Source organism: Brevibacterium sp. 'Marine', assembly GCF_012844365.1.
Lineage (GTDB): Bacteria > Actinomycetota > Actinomycetes > Actinomycetales > Brevibacteriaceae > Brevibacterium.
In genome coordinates this window covers 3,324,971-3,349,450 of sequence record NZ_CP051626.1, presented here as the reverse complement: position 1 = coordinate 3,349,450, position 24,480 = coordinate 3,324,971, and the positions used below count along the sequence as shown (strand labels likewise).

24 protein-coding genes are annotated in these 24,480 nt (G+C 65.2%); 12 read left to right on the top strand and 12 right to left on the bottom strand.

Translation table 11 applies throughout. From position 1 onward, the window contains the following. Positions 1–345: 345 nt before the first annotated feature. Positions 346–1,152, top strand: coding sequence for a thioesterase family protein (locus tag HF684_RS15075; RefSeq protein ID WP_248278971.1), 807 nt, complete (start codon positions 346–348; stop codon positions 1,150–1,152). Between the two features lie 184 nt (positions 1,153–1,336). Here the strand turns inward: HF684_RS15075 and HF684_RS15070 are convergent, their stop codons facing one another. Beyond that, a complete protein-coding gene (locus HF684_RS15070) occupies positions 1,337–2,278 on the bottom strand; it encodes an AraC family transcriptional regulator (RefSeq protein WP_169253133.1) in 942 nt (313 codons plus the stop codon). A gap of 80 nt (positions 2,279–2,358) precedes the next feature. Between HF684_RS15070 and HF684_RS15065 the strand changes: the two genes are divergently transcribed. Further along, positions 2,359–3,156, top strand: coding sequence for an NAD(P)H-dependent oxidoreductase (locus HF684_RS15065; RefSeq protein ID WP_169253132.1), 798 nt, complete (start codon positions 2,359–2,361; stop codon positions 3,154–3,156). A 141-nt stretch (positions 3,157–3,297) separates the two neighbouring features. Here the strand turns inward: HF684_RS15065 and HF684_RS15060 are convergent, their stop codons facing one another. After that, positions 3,298–3,975 (bottom strand): hypothetical protein, encoded by a 678-nt coding sequence (locus HF684_RS15060; RefSeq protein ID WP_169253131.1) that lies wholly within the window; start codon positions 3,973–3,975, stop codon positions 3,298–3,300. A gap of 150 nt (positions 3,976–4,125) precedes the next feature. Then, entirely contained in the window at positions 4,126–4,329 is a 204-nt protein-coding gene (locus HF684_RS15055; RefSeq protein WP_169253130.1) for a DUF5808 domain-containing protein, read from the bottom strand. Positions 4,330–4,650: 321 nt separating this feature from the next. On the opposite strand from HF684_RS15055, the gene HF684_RS15050 reads away from it, so the two are divergent. Beyond that, positions 4,651–5,754, top strand: coding sequence for a DUF1524 domain-containing protein (locus tag HF684_RS15050; protein ID WP_211168012.1), 1,104 nt, complete (start codon positions 4,651–4,653; stop codon positions 5,752–5,754). Between the two features lie 218 nt (positions 5,755–5,972). Beyond that, positions 5,973–7,574 carry an AMP-binding protein gene (locus HF684_RS15045; protein ID WP_211168011.1) on the top strand — a complete coding sequence of 534 codons (1,602 nt, stop codon included), beginning with the start codon at positions 5,973–5,975 and terminating at the stop codon, positions 7,572–7,574. A 28-nt stretch (positions 7,575–7,602) separates the two neighbouring features. Here the strand turns inward: HF684_RS15045 and HF684_RS15040 are convergent, their stop codons facing one another. Continuing rightward, a complete protein-coding gene (locus HF684_RS15040; protein WP_169253128.1) occupies positions 7,603–8,523 on the bottom strand; it encodes a LysR family transcriptional regulator in 921 nt (306 codons plus the stop codon). 104 nt (positions 8,524–8,627) lie between these two features. Between HF684_RS15040 and HF684_RS15035 the strand changes: the two genes are divergently transcribed. Genes HF684_RS15035 through lysA form a run of 4 tightly spaced genes read left to right on the top strand, consistent with a single transcriptional unit; the run spans position 8,628 to position 14,170 of the window. Then, on the top strand, positions 8,628–10,175 hold the full coding sequence (locus tag HF684_RS15035; protein ID WP_248278970.1) for an amino acid decarboxylase: 1,548 nt from the start codon (positions 8,628–8,630) through the stop codon (positions 10,173–10,175). Positions 10,176–10,231: 56 nt separating this feature from the next. Beyond that, positions 10,232–11,656 (top strand): amino acid permease, encoded by a 1,425-nt coding sequence (locus HF684_RS15030; RefSeq protein WP_169253126.1) that lies wholly within the window; start codon positions 10,232–10,234, stop codon positions 11,654–11,656. Then, positions 11,653–12,582: a universal stress protein gene (locus HF684_RS15025; RefSeq protein WP_169253125.1), complete on the top strand. Its 930-nt coding sequence runs from the start codon at positions 11,653–11,655 to the stop codon at positions 12,580–12,582. Before HF684_RS15030 ends, HF684_RS15025 begins: the two co-directional genes overlap by 4 nt. A 19-nt stretch (positions 12,583–12,601) precedes the next feature. Then, positions 12,602–14,170, top strand: coding sequence for a diaminopimelate decarboxylase (gene lysA / locus HF684_RS15020; protein WP_169253124.1), 1,569 nt, complete (start codon positions 12,602–12,604; stop codon positions 14,168–14,170). Between the two features lie 64 nt (positions 14,171–14,234). On the opposite strand, the gene HF684_RS15015 is transcribed toward lysA, so the two are convergent. The 6 genes from HF684_RS15015 to HF684_RS14985 all read right to left on the bottom strand — a co-directional run bounded on the left by HF684_RS15015 (position 14,235) and on the right by HF684_RS14985 (position 19,560). Further along, positions 14,235–15,497 carry a calcium:proton antiporter gene (locus HF684_RS15015; protein WP_169253123.1) on the bottom strand — a complete coding sequence of 421 codons (1,263 nt, stop codon included), beginning with the start codon at positions 15,495–15,497 and terminating at the stop codon, positions 14,235–14,237. 713 nt (positions 15,498–16,210) lie between these two features. Then, positions 16,211–16,468 (bottom strand): CopG family transcriptional regulator, encoded by a 258-nt coding sequence (locus HF684_RS15005; protein WP_169253121.1) that lies wholly within the window; start codon positions 16,466–16,468, stop codon positions 16,211–16,213. Between the two features lie 85 nt (positions 16,469–16,553). Next, a complete protein-coding gene (locus HF684_RS15000; RefSeq protein WP_169253120.1) occupies positions 16,554–17,120 on the bottom strand; it encodes an NADPH-dependent FMN reductase in 567 nt (188 codons plus the stop codon). Continuing rightward, positions 17,117–18,364 carry an LLM class flavin-dependent oxidoreductase gene (locus HF684_RS14995; RefSeq protein WP_248278969.1) on the bottom strand — a complete coding sequence of 416 codons (1,248 nt, stop codon included), beginning with the start codon at positions 18,362–18,364 and terminating at the stop codon, positions 17,117–17,119. The genes HF684_RS15000 and HF684_RS14995 overlap by 4 nt, the downstream gene beginning before the upstream one ends. 62 nt (positions 18,365–18,426) lie before the next feature. Continuing rightward, complete coding sequence (locus tag HF684_RS14990) at positions 18,427–18,873, bottom strand: MarR family transcriptional regulator (protein ID WP_169253119.1); 447 nt, start codon at positions 18,871–18,873, stop codon at positions 18,427–18,429. A 207-nt stretch (positions 18,874–19,080) separates the two neighbouring features. Then, complete coding sequence (locus tag HF684_RS14985) at positions 19,081–19,560, bottom strand: DoxX family protein (protein WP_169253118.1); 480 nt, start codon at positions 19,558–19,560, stop codon at positions 19,081–19,083. Positions 19,561–19,794: 234 nt separating this feature from the next. On the opposite strand from HF684_RS14985, the gene HF684_RS14980 reads away from it, so the two are divergent. Together HF684_RS14980 and fdhD are read left to right on the top strand one after the other, a co-directional pair. Next, positions 19,795–20,328: a MogA/MoaB family molybdenum cofactor biosynthesis protein gene (locus HF684_RS14980; protein ID WP_169253117.1), complete on the top strand. Its 534-nt coding sequence runs from the start codon at positions 19,795–19,797 to the stop codon at positions 20,326–20,328. Between the two features lie 15 nt (positions 20,329–20,343). After that, positions 20,344–21,225: a formate dehydrogenase accessory sulfurtransferase FdhD gene (fdhD, locus tag HF684_RS14975; RefSeq protein WP_169253116.1), complete on the top strand. Its 882-nt coding sequence runs from the start codon at positions 20,344–20,346 to the stop codon at positions 21,223–21,225. A gap of 99 nt (positions 21,226–21,324) precedes the next feature. Here fdhD and HF684_RS14970 read toward each other — a convergent pair whose 3' ends face one another. Next, entirely contained in the window at positions 21,325–21,864 is a 540-nt protein-coding gene (locus HF684_RS14970; RefSeq protein WP_169253115.1) for a hypothetical protein, read from the bottom strand. Positions 21,865–22,094: 230 nt separating this feature from the next. Between HF684_RS14970 and HF684_RS14965 the strand changes: the two genes are divergently transcribed. Further along, the gene (locus HF684_RS14965) at positions 22,095–23,261 is read left to right on the top strand and encodes an aminotransferase class V-fold PLP-dependent enzyme (RefSeq protein ID WP_169253114.1); all 1,167 of its coding nucleotides are present in this window, start codon (positions 22,095–22,097) and stop codon (positions 23,259–23,261) included. A gap of 46 nt (positions 23,262–23,307) precedes the next feature. Here the strand turns inward: HF684_RS14965 and HF684_RS14960 are convergent, their stop codons facing one another. Then, positions 23,308–23,667, bottom strand: coding sequence for a MerR family transcriptional regulator (locus tag HF684_RS14960; protein WP_211168010.1), 360 nt, complete (start codon positions 23,665–23,667; stop codon positions 23,308–23,310). Between the two features lie 92 nt (positions 23,668–23,759). Between HF684_RS14960 and HF684_RS14955 the strand changes: the two genes are divergently transcribed. Continuing rightward, a complete protein-coding gene (locus tag HF684_RS14955; RefSeq protein WP_169253113.1) occupies positions 23,760–24,452 on the top strand; it encodes an SDR family oxidoreductase in 693 nt (230 codons plus the stop codon). Positions 24,453–24,480 lie beyond the last annotated feature (28 nt).

Sequence of the window (24,480 nt, the reverse complement as noted above, 5' to 3'; positions counted from 1 at the left end):
ATTTTGCTGATCAGACCTTGGCTCCAAGGGTAGTTTCACTTATAAGTGTAACCAGGTGGATTGGTTGGCCTAGGAGAGGTTTGAAGTCTCAGCCGAAGCCGCACGGTCGACGTCCTCACCATCGCCGTCGACAATAGGGGCCAGGCGAACGCGCTCGCCCTCCTGCGCGACACCGCCCAGGCTGGCCGTGCAGCCATCGCCCAGCAGAAACGACCGCTGCGGACGTGGAAGAACTCCTTCGAAACCGAGGTGATCGCCGACAGCAAGAAGGAATTCGCGCTTTCATGCTCCGCAAAGGCCGAGAGGCAGTAGCCTGAGTACTTAACGAACGATTGAGGAGGATTCGTGACAGACAACGAGGTCACACCACTGCCTGAGGCCTTCTACCTTCCTCGCGGTGAGAACGAATTCGACTCGACCCGGGCCACGACGAGCCCCTGGGACGAACGCATGCAGCACGGCGGGCCGCCCGCAGCGCTGCTCGCCCGCGCAGTCGAACGAGTCCGTGAGGACGAAGCGATGAGCATCGGCCGGTTGACGATCGACATGCTCGGCCCCATCCCGCAGGGCCGCATCCGCACCGAGGCGACGATCGTGAGACCCGGAAAGCGCATCGAACTCGTCGAGGCCAAACTCTGGGCCGAGGATCGTCTGACCGTCACCTCGACCGCGTGGCGGATGCGCTCGACACCCGACTCCAGCGTTGAGGTGGCCTCGACCTTCGACGCCTCCTCGGTGCCGGAACCGCAGGAGCAGAAGTACTTCCCCGGCATCAGCCGCGACTGGGGCTACGGTCGCGCTATCGAATGGCGCTTCGTCTCCGGGGGGCTCCAGGAACTCGGGGCGGCCGATGTCTGGGTACGCCCGCGCATCCCGCTCGTCGCAGGTGAGGACACCAGCCCGATTCAACGGTTCGTCATCGTGGCAGACTCGGCCAACGGCGTCTCGGCAGCTCTGCCGTACGGGGAGTGGACGTTCATCCCACCGTCGCTGTCGCTGACCTTCGCGCGGGAACCGCGATCCGAGTGGCTGAACATGAACGTCCGCACCCATGTCGGCCCCGATGGTCGCGGTGTCGCCAATGGCGACCTGGCTGATGAGATCGGCTATGTCGGAGCAGTGACTCAGCCGCTGCTCATCGCCCGACTCTGAATCCCTGAGAGCATGGACTTCCTCGGGCTCGTTCTCATCGGCTGACTCGTCTGCCTGACCACCGTGCTCTTCGGGTTCGGCGGCAGGTGCCGAAGATCCCCGAGGTCCTCCACGCCTGGGGGTATTTCGTGCTGCTCGTGGCGGCCGGAGTCGTTGTCGCCGAGGCGTGATGGAGCAGATGCCGTCAGGCGTCGGCTGACGCCCTGCGATACCGGCTGGGGCGGATCCCGTACTCGCGATAGAAGGCAGTGCTCAGTGAGTATCCGCTGGAGTAGCCGACTTCGAGCGCCACGGATTCGACTGTCGAGTCGCTCTGTTCGAGGAGGTCGGCGGCCAAGCACAGACGCCAGCTTGTCAGGTATGTCAGAGGCGGCTCTCCCAGCAGTTCGGTGAAACGTCTCGCCAGCGTCGCTCGCGAGACGTTGGACTGTTCGGCCAGAGTCGCGATGGTCCATGGGCGCTGCGGGGAGTCATGGATAGCGCTGAGCGCGGCGCCCACGGTCGGGTCGGAGCTCGCGCGGTACCAGCCTGGGGCCTGAACTTCGGGCATTGCGAACCAGTCCCGCAGCGCCGCAGCCAGCACGACGTCGAGCAGCCGATCGAGGATGACCTGTTGCCCGGGCTCTTCGCGCATGATCTCCGCCTCAAGAAGACCCAGCGTCTTCGTGCGCTGGGACTCGTGCGGCACGACGAATACCCGAGGGAGTGTCGTCAGCAGGCGGTCGGCTACGCGACCGTTCACAGTGAATGACCCGGTCAACATAGTGTCATCGGCATCCAACTGTGTGCCGCAGGTCCGGGTCCCCAACGCAATGCTGTCAGCCATACCTCCGTCTGCGGCAAGGCAGACTCCCGACTCTGTCTGGACGTACATGGGATCAGACGACATTCCGGGGTCACTGGTGACCTCGAAAGGGGTCTGTCCGACGATGACGGCTATGTCATGGGGCCCGAGCCGGTGAGACTGTCCGCCATCGACGATCCACGCATCACCCCGGATCATGGCGACGAGAGTCAGAGAGGACTTCTCCGCGAACACCGCAGACCATGGCGGATTCGCCAAGGTCCTTCCCAGCAGCGCGCCGGACGACCGGATATGCGTGAGCACATTTGTCAGAGCATCCACGTCCTCATTTTAGACGATGAAGCATCATTTTGATCATGTCGCCTATTCTCCGTCTCTTGTGCCTCGTATGTAATTGAGTCATGAACTCATTTCATGAACCAATCTCCGGTCGCGCTCACTGGGTATACACACATCCGCAGGCAGATTCGCTCAACAGGCACCTGCTCCAGGTTGGCCGAGCCGCCCTGGCCGAAAAGTACGAGCTCACGGTGTCAGACCTCTACGCCGAACGCTTCAACCCGACGCTCGGTGAACATGATCTCGGAAGTCTGTCCGGCGCCGTTGGGAACCTGGCGGAGCTGACTGGCGAAGCCTACGCCCGGGGTGAGGTCGAGCCTGAGGTGAGACGCGAACAGCAGCGGCTGGCGGCATCCGAACTCTTGGTTCTCCAGTTTCCGCTGTGGTGGTACGGGCCACCCGCGATGCTCAAAGGATGGATCGACCGCGTGCTGCAGACCGGTTTCGCGCAAGGTGAGGTCGATGACTCCACTGGTCTGCCGAGACGATACGGCGACGGTCGGCTCATGGGCAGGAAAGCACTGATCATCGTCACAGCAGGAGACGACAGTCGAACACTGGGCCCACGCGGAATCAGCGGCGACCTCGAATCACTGCTATTTCCGCTGACACATGGTGCACTGTGGTATGTCGGAATCGAAACTCTTGATCTCCACGTCGTCTATGACGCGGACGGGCTCGGCACCGCCGGCAGAGAACGGGAAGCAGCGCGACTGACCTCTCGGATCACGGGACTGCCCGAGGAACGTGCGCGTCCCTACCGCCGAATGCTGGGCGGAGACTATGACCGGTCCACTCGGGCACTGATCGACAGTGTCCATCCCGGACGCACGGACCTGACGATCCACCGGGCCTGTTGACCGCGCACGCTAGCGTCGACCGCTCACCTCAGCCACATTCGTGCTCGCCGACCGCTCACCTTAGCGTCGACCGCTCGCTGTATAGTTTGTGCGCTCGACGCTAAGGCGAGCGGTCGGCGAGGGGTATGCCAGAGGATGTGCTCAGTTGTCCCAGCGGCGCTTGCGGAGGACGGGCGGCAGGCCGAAGTAGATCGGCGGGCGGGCCGATACAGTCGACGGTAACGGCATTGCTGCAGAGTTGTTGCCCGCGTCCATTATGTTTCCCGGTTCATGCTCTGCGCCCACGGTGCCATCTTCATCGCTTCCGCTCGCGCCCAGCGCCCACGCGCTTTCCCAGCTGATGAGTTCGCCGGCGTGGCAGACGGGGTCGCCGCCACTCGACGGCGGCTCCGCCCACATCCATAGGTTGATCCCGTACTCCATGAGGACCAGCTTGCTTTCGGACTGCCGTGACGAATTCTCCTTGACCAAAGCCGCCCGCAGCTTCGTTGAGGCGTCCTCGAGATCCGTCCAACCGTCCTGCCGATGCGGCAGAAACACCCACGTCCCCGCAGGGACGCGGTCCGGCACTAGATCCTCGAGCCTGACGACCTCAACCGAGTCCCCGCATGCATCGAGCATCTCCCCGAAGCACGCACGGGCCACCTCGGGGGAAGGTGCGATGATGAGCTGGTGTGCCGCCTCGGTGCGCACCTCATCCAGCGAGAGGTGCGTGAACGGATTCGCCCGCATCGACCTGAGCACCTGCGTCCAGTGCCCCGGCACCGTCCCGTCGGCCAGGAACCCGCTGGTGCCCGGACGCTCCTCATCGTGTCGCATCGAAGATCCTCCTCGCCGAGGCTGCTCACCGTTCCCCTCCATCATGCACCCACCCGCCGGTCGGCGTGAGGTGCTGGGAAGAAGATGGCCAGAGTTCGCCGAAGGCGGGCCACGCTGTGGACTAGCGGTGCCTCGCTCTCGGGGCGTTCGTCAGAAGAACACACCCCAAACAACCACGATGATTGCAATGGCTCCGGCCAGCCAGACCCAAGGACTGCCGAAATTGACGGTCCGCCCCCAGCCATAGCGCTTCGGAACCAGCGGAGCGCGGTCTCGCAACGATGCGTAGAAAAGGCCCAGCTTCCAGTTGGAATCGTCCTGGCGGAGGGCCTCAACGTTGGGATCCTCGCTCATTGAGCATCACGGCTTTCTAGGTTTCGAGAACAAGTTCTGTTGGCAGTCTACGCCTGTGCGCCACATGGTCAGCGGCTGTTTTCCGATCTGATTCTCCGCTCGTGATCTGATGCTTCTCCGGTCGGATTATCTTCCTATCTCATAAGAGTTGCCGCGTACCTAACGAAAGGGACACGTTCCTGCCGACCGTATGTCATCGTCGCACCGCTGGCTCTACACTGATGGGAGTGGATCGAGCAGCGGCTTCGCCGGCTCGGTCCACGACCACGTCTGAACCATCTCGCCGAGCCGGCGAGCCTGCACGCCCGAAAGCCCACGCACTTGCTCTCTTCCTCACGCCGTACACTTGCGGCACTCGCAGCAGTCCTTTCCATCGGCCTCCTCTCCGGATGCGCCGAGGATGCCCAGCCGACCGTCGACACCGCCTCATCGAGTACGGCCGACCCGAAACCGACCCGTGACGCCTCGACGTCATCCGCCGAAGCACCTGCGCCGGCATCATCCGACAGCGACGGTGCCGGCGACGACGGCGAAAGCGGGGGAAGTGAGGGCCATGCGGGCAGCGCAGCGACGGGGACCGCCTCGGCGATGTTGGACGAACTCACGGTCAAGGGCCGGGCCCCGAAGACCGGCTACGACGGTGACCTGTTCAAATGGCGCTCGGACACCGATCACAACGGCTGCGACACCCGCAACGACGTGCTCCGCCGCGACCTCACGGACATCACCCTCAAAGCCGGAACTCACGGATGCATCGTGCTGGCCGGGACTCTGGCCGACCCGTATCAGGGTGAGACCTACGACTTCGACCGCAGCGCGAACGCCGTGGACATCGACCATGTCGTCGCCCGCTCGAACGCCTGGCAGACCGGGGCTTTCAAGTTCAACGAGGAGACGCTGAAGGAGTTCGGCAACGACCCGCTCAACCTGCTCGCCGTGAGCTCGAGCCTCAACCGGCAGAAGGGCGACGGCGACGCCGCGACCTGGCTGCCGCCGAACAAGTCCTACCGCTGCGAATACGTCGCCCGACAGATCGCCGTGAAGCACAAATACGAGCTGTGGGTGGTCCCAGCGGAGAAGTCCGCCATGGAACGCGTGCTCGACAAGTGCGACGACCAGCCCGCCTTCACCGAGAATGCCGACTGGCCCGGCCCCGGCGACGGTGACAACGTCACCACGAAGGAAGAGACCCGGCCGGCAGGTCAGAAATCCTCGAGCTCGGGTTCGACCGGCTCGGGATCGTCCGGGTCGGGCTCCTCAACGAGCGGAACCACGAGCGGATCATCCAGCGGCTCATCGAACTCGGCGTCCTACTTCGAGAACTGCACAGCCGCCCGCGAAGCCAGTGCCGCACCCGTTCGCCGAGGCGACCCCGGCTACGGGTCCCACCTCGACCGCGACGGCGATGGAATCGGCTGCGAATAGCAACGACATCGCCCTCGTCGGGCTGTGGAAATCACCCGTTCAACGCTCAGACACGGACTCCGAAGCACGAAGATGGGGAACGTGCACTGTGACGGCCGGCCGCCTCGGCGAGGGGTGGTGTGCACGCGATCACAGTCGCTCGGTAATCTGATGACGAACACCGTCGCAGCTGTTCCTGCCGACGGCTGCCACGATCATCGACGATGAGGAGACCTGCCATGTCCGGACTCGATACCGCCCTGACTCCGCTGCGCTTCCTCGAGCGTTCGCTCGAGGCTCACCCGGATCGGGAGGCGATCGTCGACGGGCCCCGCCGCTTCACCTACCGGCAGATGGCCGAGACCGTCCAGAACCTCGCCGAAGGACTCGTCCGCCGTGGACTGCAGCCCGGGGACACGGTCGCCGTGCTCGCCCCCAACAGCGCCGAGGCGCTCATCGCCCACTACGCGGTCCCGCTGGCAGGCGGCGTGCTCGTCATGCTCAACACCCGACTGGCTCCGCCCGAGGTCGAGTACATCCTCGGCCACAGCGAGGCGAAATTCCTCTTCGGCGATGCCGGACTCCTCCAGCCGGTCGTCGATGCCAGGGCTGCGAACGCCGTCGATACGATCGTCGTCCACCCCGACGAAGACGGCACCCCAGGTGAGGTGGCCGCCGCGGATCTGCGCGTGGAAGCGTATGCCGACTGGACCGCCTCGGCGCCGGAATCACCCCGCGCTTATGAAGTCGAAGACGAGACCGCGACGATCACCGTCAACTACACCTCGGGCACGACGGGTCGGCCGAAGGGCGTCATGTACACCCATCGCGGGGCGTACCTGAACTCGCTCGGCGAGGTCGTCACGCAGGGCTTCGCGCCACTGACGAAATACCTGTGGACGCTGCCGATGTTCCACTGCAACGGCTGGTGCACGACCTGGGCGCTGACCGCGGTGTCGGGCACGCACGTGTGCATCCGAGCCGTGCGCGGGCCCGAGGCCTGGCGGCTCATCGACGAAGAGAAGGTCACGCGGATGGCCGGTGCTCCCGTCGTGCTCAACACGATCGCCGGGGCCGAGGAAGCCCACGATCTGGGTGGATCGCTATCGATCACCACGGCCGGCGCCCCGCCGTCGCCGACGACGATCGCCCTCCTCGAAGGCCTCGGCATCGAGGTCATCCACGTCTACGGACTCACCGAATCTTACGGCCCGTACTCCTCGTGCGAACCGCAACCCGAATGGACCGGCCTGCCGGTGGAGGAACGCGCGAAGCTGAAGTCCCGACAGGGGATCGGCATGATCAGCGCCGAGCGCATGCGCGTGGTCGAGCTGCGCGACGACGATGTCCTCACCGACGTGCCCCGCGACGGGGTGACGATGGGAGAGATCGTCATGCGCGGCAACAACGTCATGAAGGGCTACCTCAACGCGCCCGAAGCCACCGCCGAGGCGTTCCGCGGCGGCTGGTTCCACACCGGTGACCTCGCCGTGATGCACGAGGACGGGTACGTCCAGATCCTCGACCGCGCCAAGGACATCGTCATCTCCGGCGGGGAGAACATCTCCACCATCGAGGTCGAGCAGGCCCTCGTCGCCCACGAATCCGTCGCCGAGGCGGCCGTGGTCGGAATGCCCGACGAGAAGTGGGGACAGCGACCCTTGGCCTACGTCGTCCTTGCGCCCGGCACCGAGGCGACCGAAGCCGATCTCATCGCCTTCGTCAAGACTCGCATCGCCTCCTACAAGGCCCCGGCCGGCATCGAATTCGTCGCCGAGCTGCCGACGACGTCGACCGGCAAGATCCGTAAGAACGCCCTGCGGGAGATGGCCGGGAGCTGAGCGGCCGGCTCGCCGGTCGACTGCGCCGCTATCCGATGAGTCTCAGGCACTCGGTGATGATGTCCGAGAGTCGTCTCGTGTTCTTCTCGACCTCGGAGCCGGCGGGACTGTGCGGGGTGGCCAGCAGGAGCGAGCGGGAGAACGCGGGATCCTCGATGGGCAGCAGAGCGACGCCCGGATGGTGGCCCATCGAGGCGAGCAGCGGGACGAGGCCGATGACCATCTCCGCGGCGATCATGCCGAGCATCACCGCATAGTCGTCGGTGCGGAACTCGACCTCCAGCTGATGCCCTGCGGCCCTGAAGGTGTCGACGACGATGGTGTCAATCGGGTCGCCGCGCGTCGATCCGAGCAGCCAGTTCTCGTCCTGTAGTCCGACCAGCGTCTCCACATCGATCGACTCCCGCTGCGCCAAGGGGTGGGAGACCGGCAGGGCCAGGTGCAGCGGTTCCCGGAAGACCTCGGTCGTGCTCACCGCCGGGGTGAAGGGCAGCTCGTAGCCGGGCACCGAATAGAGCAGCACCGCGTCGTACTCATGCTGATTGACATGGGCGACGAGCTGGTGGATCTCCTCGAGGGTGCTGTCGATGTGCAGTCCGGCGTGCTTCGACTTCTTGACGATCGAGGGCAGCAGCGCCGAGGCGGCGGTGGGGAAGGTGCCGAACTTCATCCGCGTCAGGCCGGACTGTCCATGGGCACGCACATCGTGCAGGGCCCGCTGTGACAGCGTGAGGATCCTCTGCGCCCGATCGAGCATGATCTCCCCGGCCGCCGTCAGCGTCGTGCCCTGAGTCGAGCGGGCGACCAGGGCGGTGCCGCAGAGCCGATCGAGGTTGCGCAGGTGGTAGTCGACCGAAGGCTGGCTCCAGCCCAGCTGCTTGGCCGCACGCGCCACCGACCCTGCTTGGGCCACTGCGGTCAGGGCCTGCATCTGACGAAGATCGAGCATTCCCCGATCCTAAGCCGTTCACACCCGTCGCGCCATACGGTGTATGGAGCGAACCAGGGATCTGGGGGATTCCTCCCGCCGATCCGATGCGCAACGATAGCCCTATGTTGGAATCGCTCACGCAGACACCAGGCTCGCAGCATCGCCTCGGTCGCCGTCACCGTCTCGACCAGGATCAGGCGCCGTACGCGCAGGCGCTGAGCGCGCTGGCCTCCCGCGACCCGATCAAACTCATGGTCCCCGGACACGGCGGCACCGAGGCCGGCAACAGCGGGCTCCTCGCCGACTTCATCGGCGACCGCGCCGTCCGCCTCGACGTGCCCATGCTGCTCGAAGGCATCGACCTCGAGGACGATTCCCCGTTCGCCGACTCGCTGGCACTGGCCGCCGACGCCTGGGGAGCCCGCCGCACCTGGTTCCTCACCAACGGCGCCTCCCAGGCCAATCGCACCGTCGCGCTCGCCGTCGCCGGGCTCGGAGATCATGTCATCGCTCAGCGCAGCGCTCACTCGAGCTTCAGCGACGGCATCGTCCTCGCCGGCCTCCATCCCAGCTACGTCTCGCCCTCGGTCGATTCCGCCAATGGGATCGCCCACGGTGTCTCCGTGGCCTCCCTCGAGTCGGCACTGCGGCTGGCCGACAATGAAGGCCGTCCCGCCTCGGCGGTCTACATCGTGTCTCCGAGCTACTTCGGTTCCGTCGCCGACGTTCGCGGTCTCGCCGACGTCGCCCATTCCCACGGGGCACCGCTCATCGTCGACGGAGCCTGGGGCCCGCACTTCGGATTCCACCCGAGCCTGCCCGAGTCTCCGACCCGCCTCGGCGCCGATCTGGTCATCTCGAGCACCCACAAGCTCGCCGGGTCACTCACCCAGTCGGCGATGCTCCACCTCGGTGAGGGTCCTTTCGCCGAGGTGCTCGACCCTCTCATCTGCCGGGCGATGACGATGACGGCTTCGACGTCGTCCTCGGCGCTGCTCATGGGATCGCTCGATGTCGCCCGCCGTACTCTGGCCACCGGTGAGGACGGGATCGGCCAATCGATCGACACCGCGCTGCACCTGCGCGAACTGGTGCGCACCGATGACCGCTTCGCCGACGTCAGCACCGGTTTCGGCAACTTCCCCGACATCGCCGACACCGATCTCCTCCGGGTGCCCATCGATGTCTCGGCGACCGGCATCAGCGCCCACTGGATCCGCGACCGGCTCATGTCCGGCCACGATGTGTTCTTCGAGATGTCGACCGACACCACGCTGGTCGCCGTCATCGGCGCAGGAAAGACACCCGATGTCGACGCCGTCTTCGCCGCCCTCGGTGAAGTCGTCGATTCGCCGGCGGGCCGGGCCGAGGCTGCCAGCGGTGGTGTGCGGACGGACTTCCCGGAGCTGCCCGCACCCGGGCGGATGCGGGTGCGCCCCCGGGACGGGTACTTCGCGTCCACCGAGATCGTCTCCGTCGCCGAGGCGGTGGGCCGGATCTCCGCGGACTCGCTGGCCGCCTACCCTCCCGGTGTTCCCAATGTCATGCCCGGGGAGGAGATCACCGCCGAGGTGGTCGACTTCCTCACCGCGGTCGCGGCATCCCCGTCCGGATTCGTCCGTGGCGCCGTGACCTCGGCTGTCGATTGCTACCGAGTCCTCGCAGACTGACCCGAGCCCCTCCCACCCGACCACACGACCACACGACAACGATGTCTGGAGAAGTCATGCCCACGCTGCGCCAACAGCTCTTCCGAGTGAAGCCCATCCCCACCTACAGTGAGACCGCCGAGAGTGGGCTGAAGAGAAGCATCGGTCTGGTGCCGCTGACGATGATCGGCGTCGGCGGAACCATCGGCACCGGCATCTTCTTCATCCTCTCCGAGGCGGTTCCGATCGCCGGGCCGGCCGTGATCGTCTCCTTCATCATCGCCGGAGTCGTCGCGGGCCTCTCCGCCCTCTGCTATGCCGAGCTTGCCGGCAGCGTGCCGGTCTCCGGCTCCTCCTATTCCTATGCCTACAGCACCCTCGGCGAGCTGCCGGCGATGGGCGTCGCCGCCTGCCTCCTGCTCGAATACGGCGTCTCGACGGCGGCAGTGGCCGTGGGATGGTCGCAGTACGTCAATCAGCTGATGTTCAATCTCTTCGGCTTCCACCTGCCCGAAGCTCTGTCGTATGCGCCCGAGGAGGGAGGCATCGTCAATCTGCCGGCGGTCGTGCTCATCATCCTGTGTGCGCTGCTGCTCATCCGCGGAGCCTCTCAGTCGGCGATCACCAATACCGTCATGGTCATCATCAAGGTCGGAGTGCTCGTGTTCTTTGCCGCCGTCGCCTTCACTGGGTGGAACGCTGACCACTTCGCCGACTTCGCCCCCTTCGGCTTCGCCGGAGTGATGACCGGTGCCGGGATCATCTTCTTCTCTTTCGTCGGACTCGACGCCGTCGCTACGGCCGGCGACGAGGCGAAGAACCCCCACCGCAATCTGCCCATCGCCATCATCTCCGCGCTCGTCATCGTCGCCTCGGTCTACGTCCTCGTGGCGCTGGCCGGCATCGGGGCACAGCGGGCAGAGGACTTCGACGGGCAGTCGGCCGGTCTGTCCGCGATCCTCGAAGACATCGTCGGTGCTCAATGGCCGGGCACCGTGGTCGCCATCGGCGCGGTCATCTCGATCTTCAGCGTCACCCTCGTCGTCCTCTACGGACAGACCCGCATCCTCTTCGCCATGTCCAAGGACGGCATGGCCCCGAAGGTCTTCCAACAGGTCAACCCGCGGACGATGACCCCGGTGCGCAACACCGTCATCGTCTCGGCCGCGGTCGCCGTCCTCGCGGGCGTCCTGCCCATCAACTTCCTCGCCGAGATGACCTCGATCGGCACGCTCGCCGCGTTCCTCGTGGTGTCCATCGCCGTGATCGTCCTCCGCCGCCGAGAGCCGAACCTCGAACGCAGCTTCAAGGTCCCCTTCTACCCGGTTATACCGATCCTGTCGATCATCGGCTGCCTGTGGATCATCAAGGACCTGCGCCTCGTGACCATCATCGTCTTCCTCGTCTGGACGGCCGTGGTCCTCACCTGGTACTTCTTCACCGGTCGCAGGAACTCGGTGCTCGGGCGCGAACTCGCCGCGAATACGGAGGCAAACCGATGAGCATCGTCGTCGGCGTCGTCCCCGGCAGGGACCCCCGCCCACCCGTCCGCCTCGGCGCGCTCCTGGCCCGGTCCTACGGGCATTCGCTCGTGCTGGCCTCCATCCTCTCCAGCCCGTGGGGGACGGGTGTGCGCGTCGACGCCGAATACAGGAGATTCCGCGCAGTCGAGGCCGAACGATGCCTGCAGGCTGCAGCCGAGGCGGTTCCCGCCGATCTCGCGGTCGAACGTGTCACTCGTGAGGCCGGATCCCCGCGCAACGGTCTCCTGCAGGTGTGCCGCGAAGCGGATGCCTTCCGCCTCGTCCTCGGGTCGTCCGCGGACGCCCCGCCCGGACTGATCCGCCTCGGCGGTGTCTCCACCGGCCTCCTCCACAGTGCGCCGCTGCCGGTGGCTGTGGCCCCGCAGGGCTTCGACACCGCCGATGACGCCCGCGTCAGCCGCATCAGTGCGGCGTTCAACGGCACCGAAACGTCGGCTGGACTCGTCATCGGTGCGGCCGCCGTCGCCGCGCTCGCCGACTGCCCCCTGCGCATCGTCGCCTTCACACCCCGCCAGGGCAGGGTCACGACGGGCCTCGAAGCGGGGGTCGGTGCCGATGTCGAGGACGCCGTCGTCGACGAGTGGGCGGCCGAGATCGATGAACGCACTCAGACGCTCGCCGGCGAGATCTCGAGGCTCGACCGTCGGCCCACTGCGGTCGAATCGGTCTTCGGGTCGGGTCGGAACTGGAGCGAGGCCGTGGGCCGTGTGCCCTGGGAGCTGGACGAGGTGCTCATGGTCGGCTCCCGCACCCTCGGGGCGCTCACCCGACTGTCGCTCGGCTCACGCGCAGCGAAGATCCTCAAGAACTCGCCGGTACCCGTCGTCCTCGTTCCCCACCGCGCGGGCGAGGACTATGCCGAAGCAGGCGAGACGACCCCGTGACGACAGGAGACAGAACCCGATGAACAACAACGACGTCCCGCAGGTCCCGACTCCCGATACGGCCCACGTCGACGGGAAGGCCCCGACCGACAGCACGGCTGAGACCGCCGATACGGCTCCGACCGCCGACACGGCCCCGACCTCCGGGACGACATTGGCTGCCGTGAAGCCGGCCCCGGAAGGCACCCGCTTAGGAGAGCTGTGGTCGATCCTGCCCGAGGCGGCCGGGGTCGACTCCCACGGGGTGCTCGAGATCGGAGGCGTACCCGTCACCGACCTCGCCGCCCGGTACGGGACACCCCTGTACGTCTACGACGAAGCGGGTCTGCGCCGGCGGATCCGTGCATTCGTCGACGGGCTGGCGGCACGGTGGCCGAACTCGCAAGTCCTCTTCGCCTCGAAGTCCTTCCCTGCGGTGGGCATGTACCGACTGGCCCATGACGAAGGAGCGAGCATCGACGTCGCCGGAGGTGGGGAGCTGCGGATGGCGCTCGCCGCCGGAGTCCGTCCCGACCGGATCCACTTCCACGGCAATGCGAAGACCGATGCCGAACTGAGCATGGCGCTGCAGGCGGGGGTCGACACGATCATCGTCGACAACGAGGACGAGATCGATCGGCTCGAGCGCCTTCTCACCTCGTCCCAGAAGCTTCTGCTGCGGGTCATCCCCGGCGTCGAGGCGAAGACACATGCCTCGCAGGCCACCGGCGGACTCGATTCGAAGTTCGGTCTGCCCATGGACCAGGCGAGGGCGGCCATCGAGCGCATGCGCGCCCACCCGCTCATGGACTTCGAGGGTGTGCATCTGCACATCGGCTCGCAGATCCTCGACACCACACAGTTCGCCGAGGCGGTCGAGAAGATCTCCAGCGCCGGAACCTTCGCCACCTACGACGTCGGCGGCGGCCTCGGCGTGCGGTACACGTATGACGATGACGATCCCGGCATCGACGACTACCTCGACGCCATCGTCTCGGCCGCCCGCAGACATCTGCCGGCCGAGGCTCGCCTGCTCATTGAACCGGGCCGTTCGATCGTCGCTCGCGCCGGCGTCACTGTCTACGAGGTCACCACGGTCAAACGCACGGGACGAACGTTCGTCGCCGTCGACGGGGGACTGGCCGATCAGCTCGATGTCGCCCTGACCGGGCAGCGTTTCGAGGCGATCCTCGCCAATCGGGTCTGCGACCCCTGGACCGAGACCGCGCAGGTCGTCGGTCGGCAGTGCGAATCCGGCGACCTCCTCGTCGACCGAGCATCTCTGCCACCGGCTGAGGTCGGCGACACCCTCGTGCTGGCCACGACCGGGGCCTACGGATACACGATGGCGAACAACTACAACGGTGCGCTCAAACCGGCCGTGGTCTTCGTTGCGGAGGGCCGGTCCCGGCTGGTCGTGCGCCGCGAAACCTACGATGACTTACTCGCCCTGCACGAACCGGTGCCCGCGACCGCGTCGGCCGCGGAATCGGGAGCTGCGGACCCGGCGGCCGCGGGTGCGGGAGCTGCGGACGCGACAGACATGGGGTCGGGCGCGACGGCCCCGGCGGCTGCGGAACAGACGGAGTCGCTGCCCGGGGCGAGGTGACCCGGACGGTCTCAGGCGTGCCGACAGGACTGGGGTGTTCGTCGGCACGCCCGACTGAGCCGCCTCATGCGAACAGGGCGAGTCCGAATACCGCGAAGACGACGAGCAGCGCGATTCCATGGACGGCCGTGACGCGTCTGCCCGCGAACGCAATGATCGAGACCAGCAGGGTGATCGCCAGCAGCGCCAGGTTGATCGGTGACTCGGCGAGCACGATCGGCTGATCGGTGAGCATGCCGATGACCAGAACCGTCGGAATCGTCAGCCCCACCGTGGAGACCTGTGCTCCATGGCAGAGGTTGCTCACGCGCTGGATCTCCCCGTTCCACGCCGCGCGCAGAGACGTCAGCGTCTCGGGCAGGAACACGATCATCGCAATGACCACCCCGGACAAAGCAACAGGAGCGCCGAGGCGGCCCAGACCGTCGTCGAGCAACGAGGCCATGTCATGGGAGAGCAGCACGATCGGCAGCACCGTGGCGACGAGGAGGGTCAGCCGAACGGCGATCTCCACACGGTGGGTCGAGATGATCGCGACGATTCCTTGTGATTCGTCGCCAGCCAGGTCGGCCGCCTCCGGGCGGCGTGATTCGGACTGGCCGGCTTCCTGGGGACGGCGCAATTCGGCCTGGTCGGCCGCCTCGGTGAGGGAGGGGCATGTCGTTTCCGTAGACGATGAGGCGCCCGCCGTGGCGACACCGACGGGGGCCGCCTCGGTGAACTCGTGGGCCTGCGGTCCCATCTGTCGGTAGAGGAAGAAGGCGTAGGCGCCGACGGTGACCACGATGATCGGGATCTCCTGCCAGATCTCGTAGGCGCCATCGGGGGTGCCGATGAGGGCGGGCACGGCGAAAGCGAGGGCGGCGAACACGACGATCATGACGAGGTAGTTCGAGACGCCGGTGCGATTGTGGGTGAGCGCCCCGTGCCGCAGCCCGCCGACGAGCAGACACAGGCCGACGACCGCGCCGAGGATGATCATCGACACCGCCATCACCGAATCACGGGCGATCGTCGCGTGATCGCCCGGGCCCAGCAGCACCGCGGCGATGAGGATGACCTCGATGAGGCAGATCGAGATCGTCAGCACGAGCGAACCGTAGGGATCGCCGAGGCGGTTCGCTAAGTGCTCGGCCTCGGTGACGACGCCGAAGGCGCAGATGAGGATGACCGCGATGATGACGATGAGCGCGGTCACGAGAAGCGGCAGGGGGACCGGCGGGGCAAGCAGAGAGCCCATGAACTGCAGGGCGATGAAGACGCCCCAACCGAGGACGAGTCGCAGGATTGCGGTCGGCGTGATGATTGAACGGAGGGCGGCGGTCATGAAAGGTCTTCCTGTCTCTGAGGCCGTCCTCATTGTGAATCTCACTCAGCCGGGTCGTCCCGACTGGTTCCTTCCGCTTTCAGGTTATCCAGGCCCGCCTGGCCCGGCAAATCGGGTGATCTGGGGCACCGGATTTGCCGGGCGCTGGTGCGGCTCGAGCGCGTCGTCGGCCAAATTGGGGTGCGCGTTGGTGGGCGCGAGCCTTTCGTCGGAGCGCACGTTCTGGTTCTGTATAGGTTCCTCTGAAATGACCACTTTCCTCGCTGTGAAATTCAGAGCAGGGTGTATCGATTCGCTGGATCGAGCAGCTGCCGAAAGTGGATTGGCCGGTTGTGCGCCGGGCTAATACGGAGCGCTCAAGCCAGGGAACATGGGGAAGTGCTTGACGTTGAGCGTCAGGGGAGTTGTGCTCAGAGATACTGCGGTCGCTGCGATAGCCAAATCGGCTGAATCGATACCGCGAGTGCCGGGCAGCCAGGCTCTGCCCAGCTCGCCCGCGAGCTCCGAGATCGACTCGTCGACCGGGTGCCAGGTGAGAACGGACAACAGGCTGCGAGTTGGGTTTTCTTCCCCTGTTCGCATTCCAGCGAGCACTTCGAGGCGACTCATTTCGCTGGCATGCAGAGGGCCGTCCGCGCGTGCTGCGAAGAGCGCAGCTTTCGCCGCCTCGCGTCCACGGAGGACATCGATGAGGACGGATGTATCGACGACAGTCATTGCGTCAGCGCTCGGTTGAACCTGTCTCCGGAGCGTAGGCTTTCGACGTAGGCTTCCCCGTCCTCTTGTCGATCGATCCACGCGCCAAAAGCCTCTTCGATGGCGCTGTAATCGTCGTCGGTGCTTCGACCCGCACCATATGTATTTTCAACGGCATCTCGAATCAACGCAGAAATCGATCGGCCCGTCCGTAACGCTTCGTTATCGAGCAGCCTGCGGGCTTCGACGGTCAATGAAATCTGAGTGCGTTGCATGATGTAATTCTACATCATCACATGATTCGTGTCTCTGCCGAACGAGTGTGAAAGTGCAGGGATGCTGCCGCGTCAGCGCCCGTAATCAGAACCCGTAGGCGGCGTCCCGCTCCTCCCGAATCGAGGCAAAAGTGCGGGTGAGCACGATCGTGTCCTCGACGAGGCGGTCGAGGCGCTGCAGGACGTCATGGCTGACGATCTCGCCGCGGTGCAGGTCGCTCTCCTCGATGAACACGTACGGCTGGACGACCTGCGCCTTCATGTAGCTGAGGATCGGCAGCAGGTGCTGGGCCGGAATGAGATAGTGCTTCGACGACCCCGCCGTGGCGATGACGCCGACGACCTTGTCGAGGAAGGCGCTCGTCGGCAGCAGATCGAAGACGTTCTTCAGTGCCGCCGGGATCGACGCCTGGAAGATCGGGGTGCCGATGATCATCGCATCAGCGGCCATGAGCTCCCTGGCCACCCGTCCGGTGTCACCGGTGTACTCGGTGAAGTGCCGCCCGTCGGCGAAGATCATGTCCGCCTCGGCGAGGTCGATGACGCTCACCTCGATGGTGGGGTCGTAGGCGGCGACCGCCTCGGCGAGGTGATCGATCACGGTCCGGGTCTTCGTTCCGACGTTCGACCCGGACAGCAGAACCAGCTTCATGACAGGGCCTCCTCGGCGGAGTCGAAAGCGGAGCCGGCGGAGTCGGATGCGGAGCCGACAGTGCCGAACGCGGATCCGGTGGATTCAGCCTCCGAAACCGCGGGCGCGGCAGCGGTGTACTTCTTCACGGCGGGGAGGATCTCGGTACCGATGATCTCGATCTGGTTCATCACGTCCGCATACGCCATCCCGCCGAAGTCGACCTGTGCGAGGTAGCGCTGATGACCGAAGACCTCATGCTGGTGGAGGATCTTCTCGATGATCTGCTGCGGGCTGCCGATGTTCGCGATGGATGCCGGGTCGACGCTCTGCGCGAAGTGCTGCTTGGGCATGCCCTGTCCGTTCGTGCGCTTCATCCCCTCGTTGATGTGCGGATACATCGTCCGCAGCGCCTCCTGCGAAGTCTCCGCCGCGTGGAAGAAACCGGCCGTGGCGATCGGCAGGGTCGCCGGATCGAATCCGGCATGAGCGGCCGCGCGACGGTAGGCATCGACGGTGCCCTTGAACACCGAGGTGGTCCCGCCGAGGTGGGCCATGACCATGGGAACCCCGGCCAGTCCCGCCTTCACCGCGCTCGCCGGTGCCCCGCCGACGGCGCGCCAGATGCGCAGCGCCTGCCCGGTGGGGCGGGGGAGGACCTCGGCGTCGTTGAGCGGTGCCCGGAACTGACCCGACCAGGTCACCTGCTGCTCGCGGTTGATTGTCAGCAGCAGATCGAGCTTCTCCTCATACAGCTCTTCGTAGTCGCGCAGATCGTAGCCGAGGAGTTCGAACAGGCCGACCCGGGAGGCGCGACCGGCGACGAGTTCGGCGCGGCCGCCGGAGATGAGGTCGATCGTTGCGAAGTTCTCGAACACGCGGACCGGATCCGAGGTCGACAGGATCGTCGAGGAGCTGCCGATCCGGATGGTGTCCGTGGCTTGGGCGATGGCGCCGAGGATGACGGCATGGGCCTGCGAGGCGAAGAACTCCTGATGGCTCTCGCCGAGGCTGACGAAGTCGAGTCCTGCTGCCTCGGCGGCTTGGGCATAGCCGATGAACTCGTGGATGCGCTGGCCTGCGTCGACACGTGATCCGTCGTGCGGATCAGGCAGATGATCGCCGAGGCTGTAGACCCCGAACTGCAGTCCCTGACCCCGGTCGAGACCGAATTCGTGCATATAGTTCGGGTGCGGTGACGGCTGGGAATCAGCCGTTCCGGAGGGGCGGTGCGGGGTGGTGTTCAGGTGCGCGGACTCGCTCAAGGTGTCTCCTCGTGACGGCGACGGAAATGTCATTTGCCATGTCAACTGAGACCACCTTGGGATTATTCCCGCGGATTCTCACCGCGCTTCCGACTGGCGTCGTAGAGCTTCTTCATGAGCGCGTGCAGCTGCACCTTCTCGCCTTCGGTGAGAGCATCGTTGAACAGAGATGACTGCTGCTGAAGCTGGGAGGGGAACGCGCGCTCGAGGAGGTCGCGGCCCTTGGGTGTCAGCGAGATGTGTTTGGTCTTCCAGTCCTGTTCGCGGGAGATCAGGCCCTCGGACTCGAGGCGGACGAGCATGCGGGAGATCCCGCCGCCGCTGACGGTCAGTCCTGCGGCGAGTTCGGACTGGGTGATGGGTTCGAAATTCCGGATATGGGCAAGGGCTTCGAACTGAGCGACGGTGAGCCCGAATTGGCGCAGGTGCTGGTTCGAGAGCTGGTTGCTGTTCTGGACGAAGCGAGCCATGCGCAGCCAGATGAGCGTGCTCAGGTCGAGGTCGTCCATCGTGACTCCTTCTCTTCACTGCGCATGGGCTGCTGACGTAGTTGTCGACGCGCTTCGTCCTCACATTACCTGTGTGCGTGTGATGAGGCGCGCACGCCTGTGCGGCCTGGAATGCAAACGGTGGCCACATTCGGACGCTTGCCGGTGGAGGAAAGTGTCCGAACGTGACCACCGTTTGGCCGAGGTGAGAAACTTCCGGCCAGCGGCTCAGGCGTCAGCGGCCACGGCACGAGAGGCGCTCGAGCGCTTGCGCCCCTTGCCTGCCTTGCCGGCGAAGAGGACGCGGTCGACGCTCAGACGGCCGGGACCTGCGGCGGCGATCAGCAGAGCGCCGGCGGCCAGCGCCGCAACGAGCTCCCAGCCTCCCTGATCGACGAACGGGGTGGGAGTGAGATGGACGATGATCAGGGCGCCGATGACGTCTGCTGCCAGCAGGAATCCGACGAGAGGAGTGAGCGCGCCGAGGATGAGCAGCGCTCCGCCGATGAGTTCGATGAACGTGGCAACCGGGGCCGCAATATCGGCCATCGGCACTCCCATCTGCGCAAACGAATCGCTGGTCCCGGCGATGGTCCACTCATTGAACTTCTGCCACCCGTGGGCGATGAAGATCGCGCCGAGGCCGATCCGGGCGATGAGGGTGATGATGTCGCGGGCAGAGGTCGGCAGTCCGGTCGTTGCGTACACGGTGATCTCCAAGATTGGTTGAAAGTGCAATCACACGGTATGTGCCGAACATGGCAAGACGCTGAATACCTTCAGTCCGAGTGTGGTCATTGCGCTGGCCATCCCTGACCGGAGTGGGACAATAGAGGCAAAGACTGTGCCTCGCGGGTGAGCGCAGAGACCGCGAGCAGGCGCACGTACCGGATGTGCTGCCCACGGGCGCAATTGGAATTGAACTGGGAAGAGGGCAAATAGGTGAGCGAAGAGAACGGTGAACTCCTCGGAGCGGGACGCAAGGCTGCGGTCATCATCGCCTCCACCTCGGCGGCCAGGGGAGAGGCCGCGGACACGACGGGTCCGATCCTCGTCGATTGGCTGCGCGGCCGCGGTTATGAGACGCCCGATGCCATCGTCGTCCGCGACGGCGAACCCGTCGGTGACGCACTCAAGCAACTCCTCGTCGACACTCCGGAAGCCGACCGTCCTCGCATCATCGTCACCAGCGGCGGTACCGGGCTCGCTCCCGACGATCGCACTCCGGAGTTCACTGCCGAACTCCTCGAACGCCAGTCCCCGGGCCTCATCTATGCGATGTGGCGCAAGGGTCTCGAATCAACATCCTCGGCGGTGATGAGCCGCGGAGTCGCGGGAGTGCGGGGACGCAGCTTCGTCATCAACTTCCCCGGTTCGAAGGGCGGGGTCAAGGACGGAATCACCGTCATCGACGACCTCCTCGAACACATTCAGACCTCCGTCGAGGACACCACCGACCACGGTCCGCGGGTCTGAGAGAGGAACGCGAACATGCCGATGCGCAAGGCCGTGCGAGCCCGGGTCTATAAGTTCGATGCCACCGGTGAGATCTCGGCCGGCCCGGATTCCCTGGCTGGGGAGGAGCCGCTGGAGATCCAACTCAACGGTGAGCAGTACACCGTGACCATGCGCACCGCCGGGCACGACGTGGAACTCATCGCCGGCTACCTGCTGTCCGAGGCGGTCGTGACCTCGATGGACGATATCGAAGAGGTCAACTTCTCCGCCGGACTCGCCCCCGACGGCAGCCGGAACTACAACGTGGCCCAGGTGCGCCTGGCTCCTGGGATCTGGAATCCCGAGACGGCGCCGGCCCGCAACGTCTACACCTCATCGTCGTGCGGAATCTGCGGAACCGCGGCCGCCGATGCCGTGACGAAGACCTCCGCGTTCCCTCTCATCCCCGCTGCCTTTCATGTCGAGGACCAAGGAGAATACGAGTTCCCTCGGCTGCTCTCCGCGGCTCGGATCGGTGAGCTGCCCGATCGACTGCGGCAGACGCAGGAGATCTTCGACAAGACCGGCGGAGTCCATGCCGCTGCGCTCTTCGCCGTCGGAGACGATCCGAACGCAGAACCCGAACTGCTCGTCGGTCGTGAGGACGTCGGCCGGCACAATGCCGTTGACAAGGTCATCGGCTGGGCCATGGCCAACCGCGGCCTGCCATTGCGGTCGACAGTCCTGCAGGTGTCTGCGCGGGCATCGTTCGAGCTCGTCCAGAAGTGCGCGATGGCCGGCATCCCGATGATGTCCGCCGTCAGCGCCCCCTCGGCGATGGCCGTCGACTACGGCAAGGACGTCGGCGTGAGTGTGATCGGCTTCAACCGCAAGGGCAAGTTCAACGCGTATTCGTACCCGGAGCGGGTGGCCTGACCTCGCCGAAGCGATTGCCTGTAAGAATGGCTTGTCCCGTCCCAGTTGGAGCTCTTTGCCAGTCGCGTTGACTCGGCACGCAAGGCTTCGTCGCCCGACTCAGAAATATTGTGTGCGATCAATGCTTCCGAAGAATTCTCGCTGCCCCATGCGAGTGTTCCAGATCCGAATTCCCTTAAGGCTGGGTCGAATCTCCTTGCTGCGCCTGTATTCGTCTTTAGCGAACCATGAAGCCGTCTCCACTCTGGCTTGTCCGTAGTGGAGTACTTCGTCGATAGCGTGAGAAAGATCCGTATCTTGAGTGCAGAGGATGACGAGGTCAATGTCATCTTCAAGGGAGCGCCTCACAAGACCCAATGCGCACAGTACGTCTACGCCCTTTTCCTCACGCTTGGCAATGAGGAAATTTCCCTGTCCATCGGTGGCCCTGGTGCCATCATCCGCATATTTGTAGGTGTATTTAAGAGGGCGGTGAGTAACGTGAATCGATGGGTCCCGCTCCCACTGTGATTTATGGGCAAGGTTTCGACCATAGAAATCTGGGTCGTGTTTGGCGTTGGGAAGACCTCGATAGACGTCGACTTCTGTGAGAACAGCTTCTGACCAGTCCCTGATGATGGAGTTTCGCCGCTGCGACATTGCGGCTCCTGGATGTAAAAAAGCCTCGCCAGTCCCGGAGGACGGCGAGGAGCTATGTCGATGAGTATTGCACGAAGGTTTCAAAGTGTAAAGCGGTGGGAGAAATTGCCAACGACTGCGGCCGTTCATAACGATCCACCAAGTGCGCATCGTCGAGAGGCGTGGGGGATATCGATCTCTCGGTCTACTCGCCGAGGCGCCCCTGTCGTTCCAGTGCTAGATTCGCTGGCATGGACATCAATGCCGATTCCGCCCGGGCCGACTGCGAAACTGCGACCCCTTCCGCCCACCCCTTGACCATCGCGCAGGCGCGCACCGAATGGGACGTGCAGACGGCCTTCCTCGACTCCTGCTCATACGGTCCGCCGCCTCGGCGCGGGTGGGAGGCGATGCAGCGATCCCTCGACCAATGGCGGGTCGGCAGCGTGCCTTGGCCGCGGTGGGCGGAATCGGTCGACACCAGTCGCGAACTCTTCGGCCGCCTCGTCGGTGTTCCCGCAGATCAGGTGGCCACCGGGGCGGCCGTGTCCCAGCTGCTCGCCCCAATCGCCACGGCACTTCCCGACGGTGCGGAGGTCCTCATCCCCGACATCGAATTCACCTCCGGGGTCTACCCATTCGCCGTCCACGCCGACCGCGGCGTGCGGGTGCGCACCGCGCCGCTTGACACCCTCGCCGAGGCGGTCGACGAGTCCACGACGCTCGTGTCCGTCTCCGCCGCTCAGTCGGCAACCGGCGAGGTCGCCGATATCCCGGCGATCACTCAGCGCGCCCGCGAGGTCGGGGCCCTGACTGTCCTCGACGGGACACAGGCGGCTGGATGGCTGCCGCTGGACGCCGCCGACGTCGACTTCCTCGCTGTCGCCGCCTACAAATGGCTGTGCGCCCCACGCGGGACGGCGTTCCTCACAATGCCGTCGCTGTTGGGAGCCGCGCACGATGACCAACCACGGCGCGCAGCGTTCTTCGACCGACTCAAGCCTCTGGCAGCGGGCTGGTTCGCAGCCGGGGGAGCGGCCAGCTACGGGATGCCGATGCATCTGGCCGACGGTGCCCGCGCGTTCGACATCTCACCGGCTTGGCACTCGTGGGTCGGCACGGCGCCCGCGCTCGAACTGCTGCTCGACGTCGGAGTCGACCAGATCCACACTCACGACCTCGCTTTGGCCAACCGTTTCAGAACCGGGCTCGGCCTAGCGGAGTCGAATTCGGCGATCGTCTCGATCGGCCTGGACATCGCTGACCGGTCCTGGCCCGGTGCCCTCGACCGACTCGACGAAGCCGGAGTGCGGTACTCGCAGGCCGGAGGGAACATGCGCTTCGGATTCCACCTCTTCAACGACGAGGCCGATGTCGATGCGGCGCTCAACGCTGTGACGAGCACTGCGACAGCCTGACGGGTGCCGTCCGAGACCCGAGCGGTCACGATCGGCTGACGAGAACTCAGAGCGCAGCGAGGATGCTTTCCAGCCTGCCCGCAGTCGCTTCGAGCTCCCTAGCTTGTGCCAGCAGCTTCTTGTGTTCGCGCTGCAGCGTCGCCACGGTGTCAGCGGCCGCTGAACCATTCATGCACGGCAGTAGCTCTCGGATCACCGCGGTGCCGAGGCCCGCGTCGATGAGCCTGCGGTAGAGCACGACTCGCTCGACAGCGTCGGTCGGATAGCGACGTTGACCTCCTGCGGTGCGCTTCGGCGCCAGAAGGCCCTGCTCCTCGTAGTAGCGGAGGGCGCGCGGACTGCTGCCAGCGCGACGTGCGGTCTCTCCGATCGACAAGAGCGCCGACGACTGCGGATTCTGTGACATGTGTCTCTTTACCTTGAAGTTGACGTCAACGTCAGATTTTTGCATCGAAGTACCCGCCTGAATCGGCGGGAGATGCGAAAGGAAACACTGCCATGAAGATCAAGCACAGCGTCGTCATTGTCACCGGCGCGAACCGCGGGCTGGGGAAGCAGTTCGCCGCGCAACTGCTCGAGCGCGGTGCGGAAAGAGTCTATGCCGCAGCGCGTAATCCAGAGCTCGTCGATCTGCCCGGGGTCGACGCTATTCGTCTCGACGTCACCGACCAGCAACACGTCGACGACGCGGCTCGCGCGGTCGGCCACGCAGACATCGTCATCAACAACGCAGGATTCTCATCCTTCGCCCGCCTCGTCGACGGAGACCTGAACGACATCAGGCGAGAGATCGAGGTCAACTATTTCGGTGCCCTGCGGATGATCAGAGCCTTCGCTCCGGCCATGCGAAACCGCGGCCGAGGTGCCTTTCTCAATGTCTCCTCCGTCATGGCGTGGCTGGGGTACGAGCACTCGAACTCCTATGGAGCGTCGAAGGCCGCGAATTGGGCGATGTCGAACGGGCTGCGGGAGGAGCTGGCGGGGGCGGGCATCCAGGTCAGCTCGGTACTGCTCGGAAGCACTGACACCGACTTGATGGCAGGGATCGACGTACCCAAGAATCGCCCCGAGGAACTCGTTGCCACCGTTCTTGACCAGTTCGAAGGAGGGGTGAATGAGATCCTGGCTGACGACGCGGCGCAAGGGCTGAAGTCCGGGCTGTCCGACGATCGCGGAAGCTTCGCCGGCTGAAGCGGTCGCTCAGCCGTATCCCCGCCGG

Bases quoted from the DNA above. Each gene is read 5' to 3' on its own strand.
- HF684_RS15065 (WP_169253132.1), top strand. From the start codon at position 2,359: ATGAACTCATTTCATGAACCAATCTCCGGTCGCGCTCACTGGGTATAC.
- HF684_RS15060 (WP_169253131.1), bottom strand. From the start codon at position 3,975: ATGCGACACGATGAGGAGCGTCCGGGCACCAGCGGGTTCCTGGCCGAC.
- HF684_RS15055 (WP_169253130.1), bottom strand. From the start codon at position 4,329: ATGAGCGAGGATCCCAACGTTGAGGCCCTCCGCCAGGACGATTCCAAC.
- HF684_RS15045 (WP_211168011.1), top strand. From the start codon at position 5,973: ATGTCCGGACTCGATACCGCCCTGACTCCGCTGCGCTTCCTCGAGCGT.
- HF684_RS15040 (WP_169253128.1), bottom strand. From the start codon at position 8,523: ATGCTCGATCTTCGTCAGATGCAGGCCCTGACCGCAGTGGCCCAAGCA.
- HF684_RS15035 (WP_248278970.1), top strand. From the start codon at position 8,628: ATGTTGGAATCGCTCACGCAGACACCAGGCTCGCAGCATCGCCTCGGT.
- HF684_RS15030 (WP_169253126.1), top strand. From the start codon at position 10,232: ATGCCCACGCTGCGCCAACAGCTCTTCCGAGTGAAGCCCATCCCCACC.
- HF684_RS15025 (WP_169253125.1), top strand. From the start codon at position 11,653: ATGAGCATCGTCGTCGGCGTCGTCCCCGGCAGGGACCCCCGCCCACCC.
- lysA (WP_169253124.1), top strand. From the start codon at position 12,602: ATGAACAACAACGACGTCCCGCAGGTCCCGACTCCCGATACGGCCCAC.
- HF684_RS15015 (WP_169253123.1), bottom strand. From the start codon at position 15,497: ATGACCGCCGCCCTCCGTTCAATCATCACGCCGACCGCAATCCTGCGA.
- HF684_RS15005 (WP_169253121.1), bottom strand. From the start codon at position 16,468: ATGCAACGCACTCAGATTTCATTGACCGTCGAAGCCCGCAGGCTGCTC.
- HF684_RS15000 (WP_169253120.1), bottom strand. From the start codon at position 17,120: ATGAAGCTGGTTCTGCTGTCCGGGTCGAACGTCGGAACGAAGACCCGG.
- HF684_RS14990 (WP_169253119.1), bottom strand. From the start codon at position 18,873: ATGGACGACCTCGACCTGAGCACGCTCATCTGGCTGCGCATGGCTCGC.
- fdhD (WP_169253116.1), top strand. From the start codon at position 20,344: ATGCCGATGCGCAAGGCCGTGCGAGCCCGGGTCTATAAGTTCGATGCC.
- HF684_RS14970 (WP_169253115.1), bottom strand. From the start codon at position 21,864: ATGTCGCAGCGGCGAAACTCCATCATCAGGGACTGGTCAGAAGCTGTT.
- HF684_RS14965 (WP_169253114.1), top strand. From the start codon at position 22,095: ATGGACATCAATGCCGATTCCGCCCGGGCCGACTGCGAAACTGCGACC.
- HF684_RS14960 (WP_211168010.1), bottom strand. From the start codon at position 23,667: ATGTCACAGAATCCGCAGTCGTCGGCGCTCTTGTCGATCGGAGAGACC.
- HF684_RS14955 (WP_169253113.1), top strand. From the start codon at position 23,760: ATGAAGATCAAGCACAGCGTCGTCATTGTCACCGGCGCGAACCGCGGG.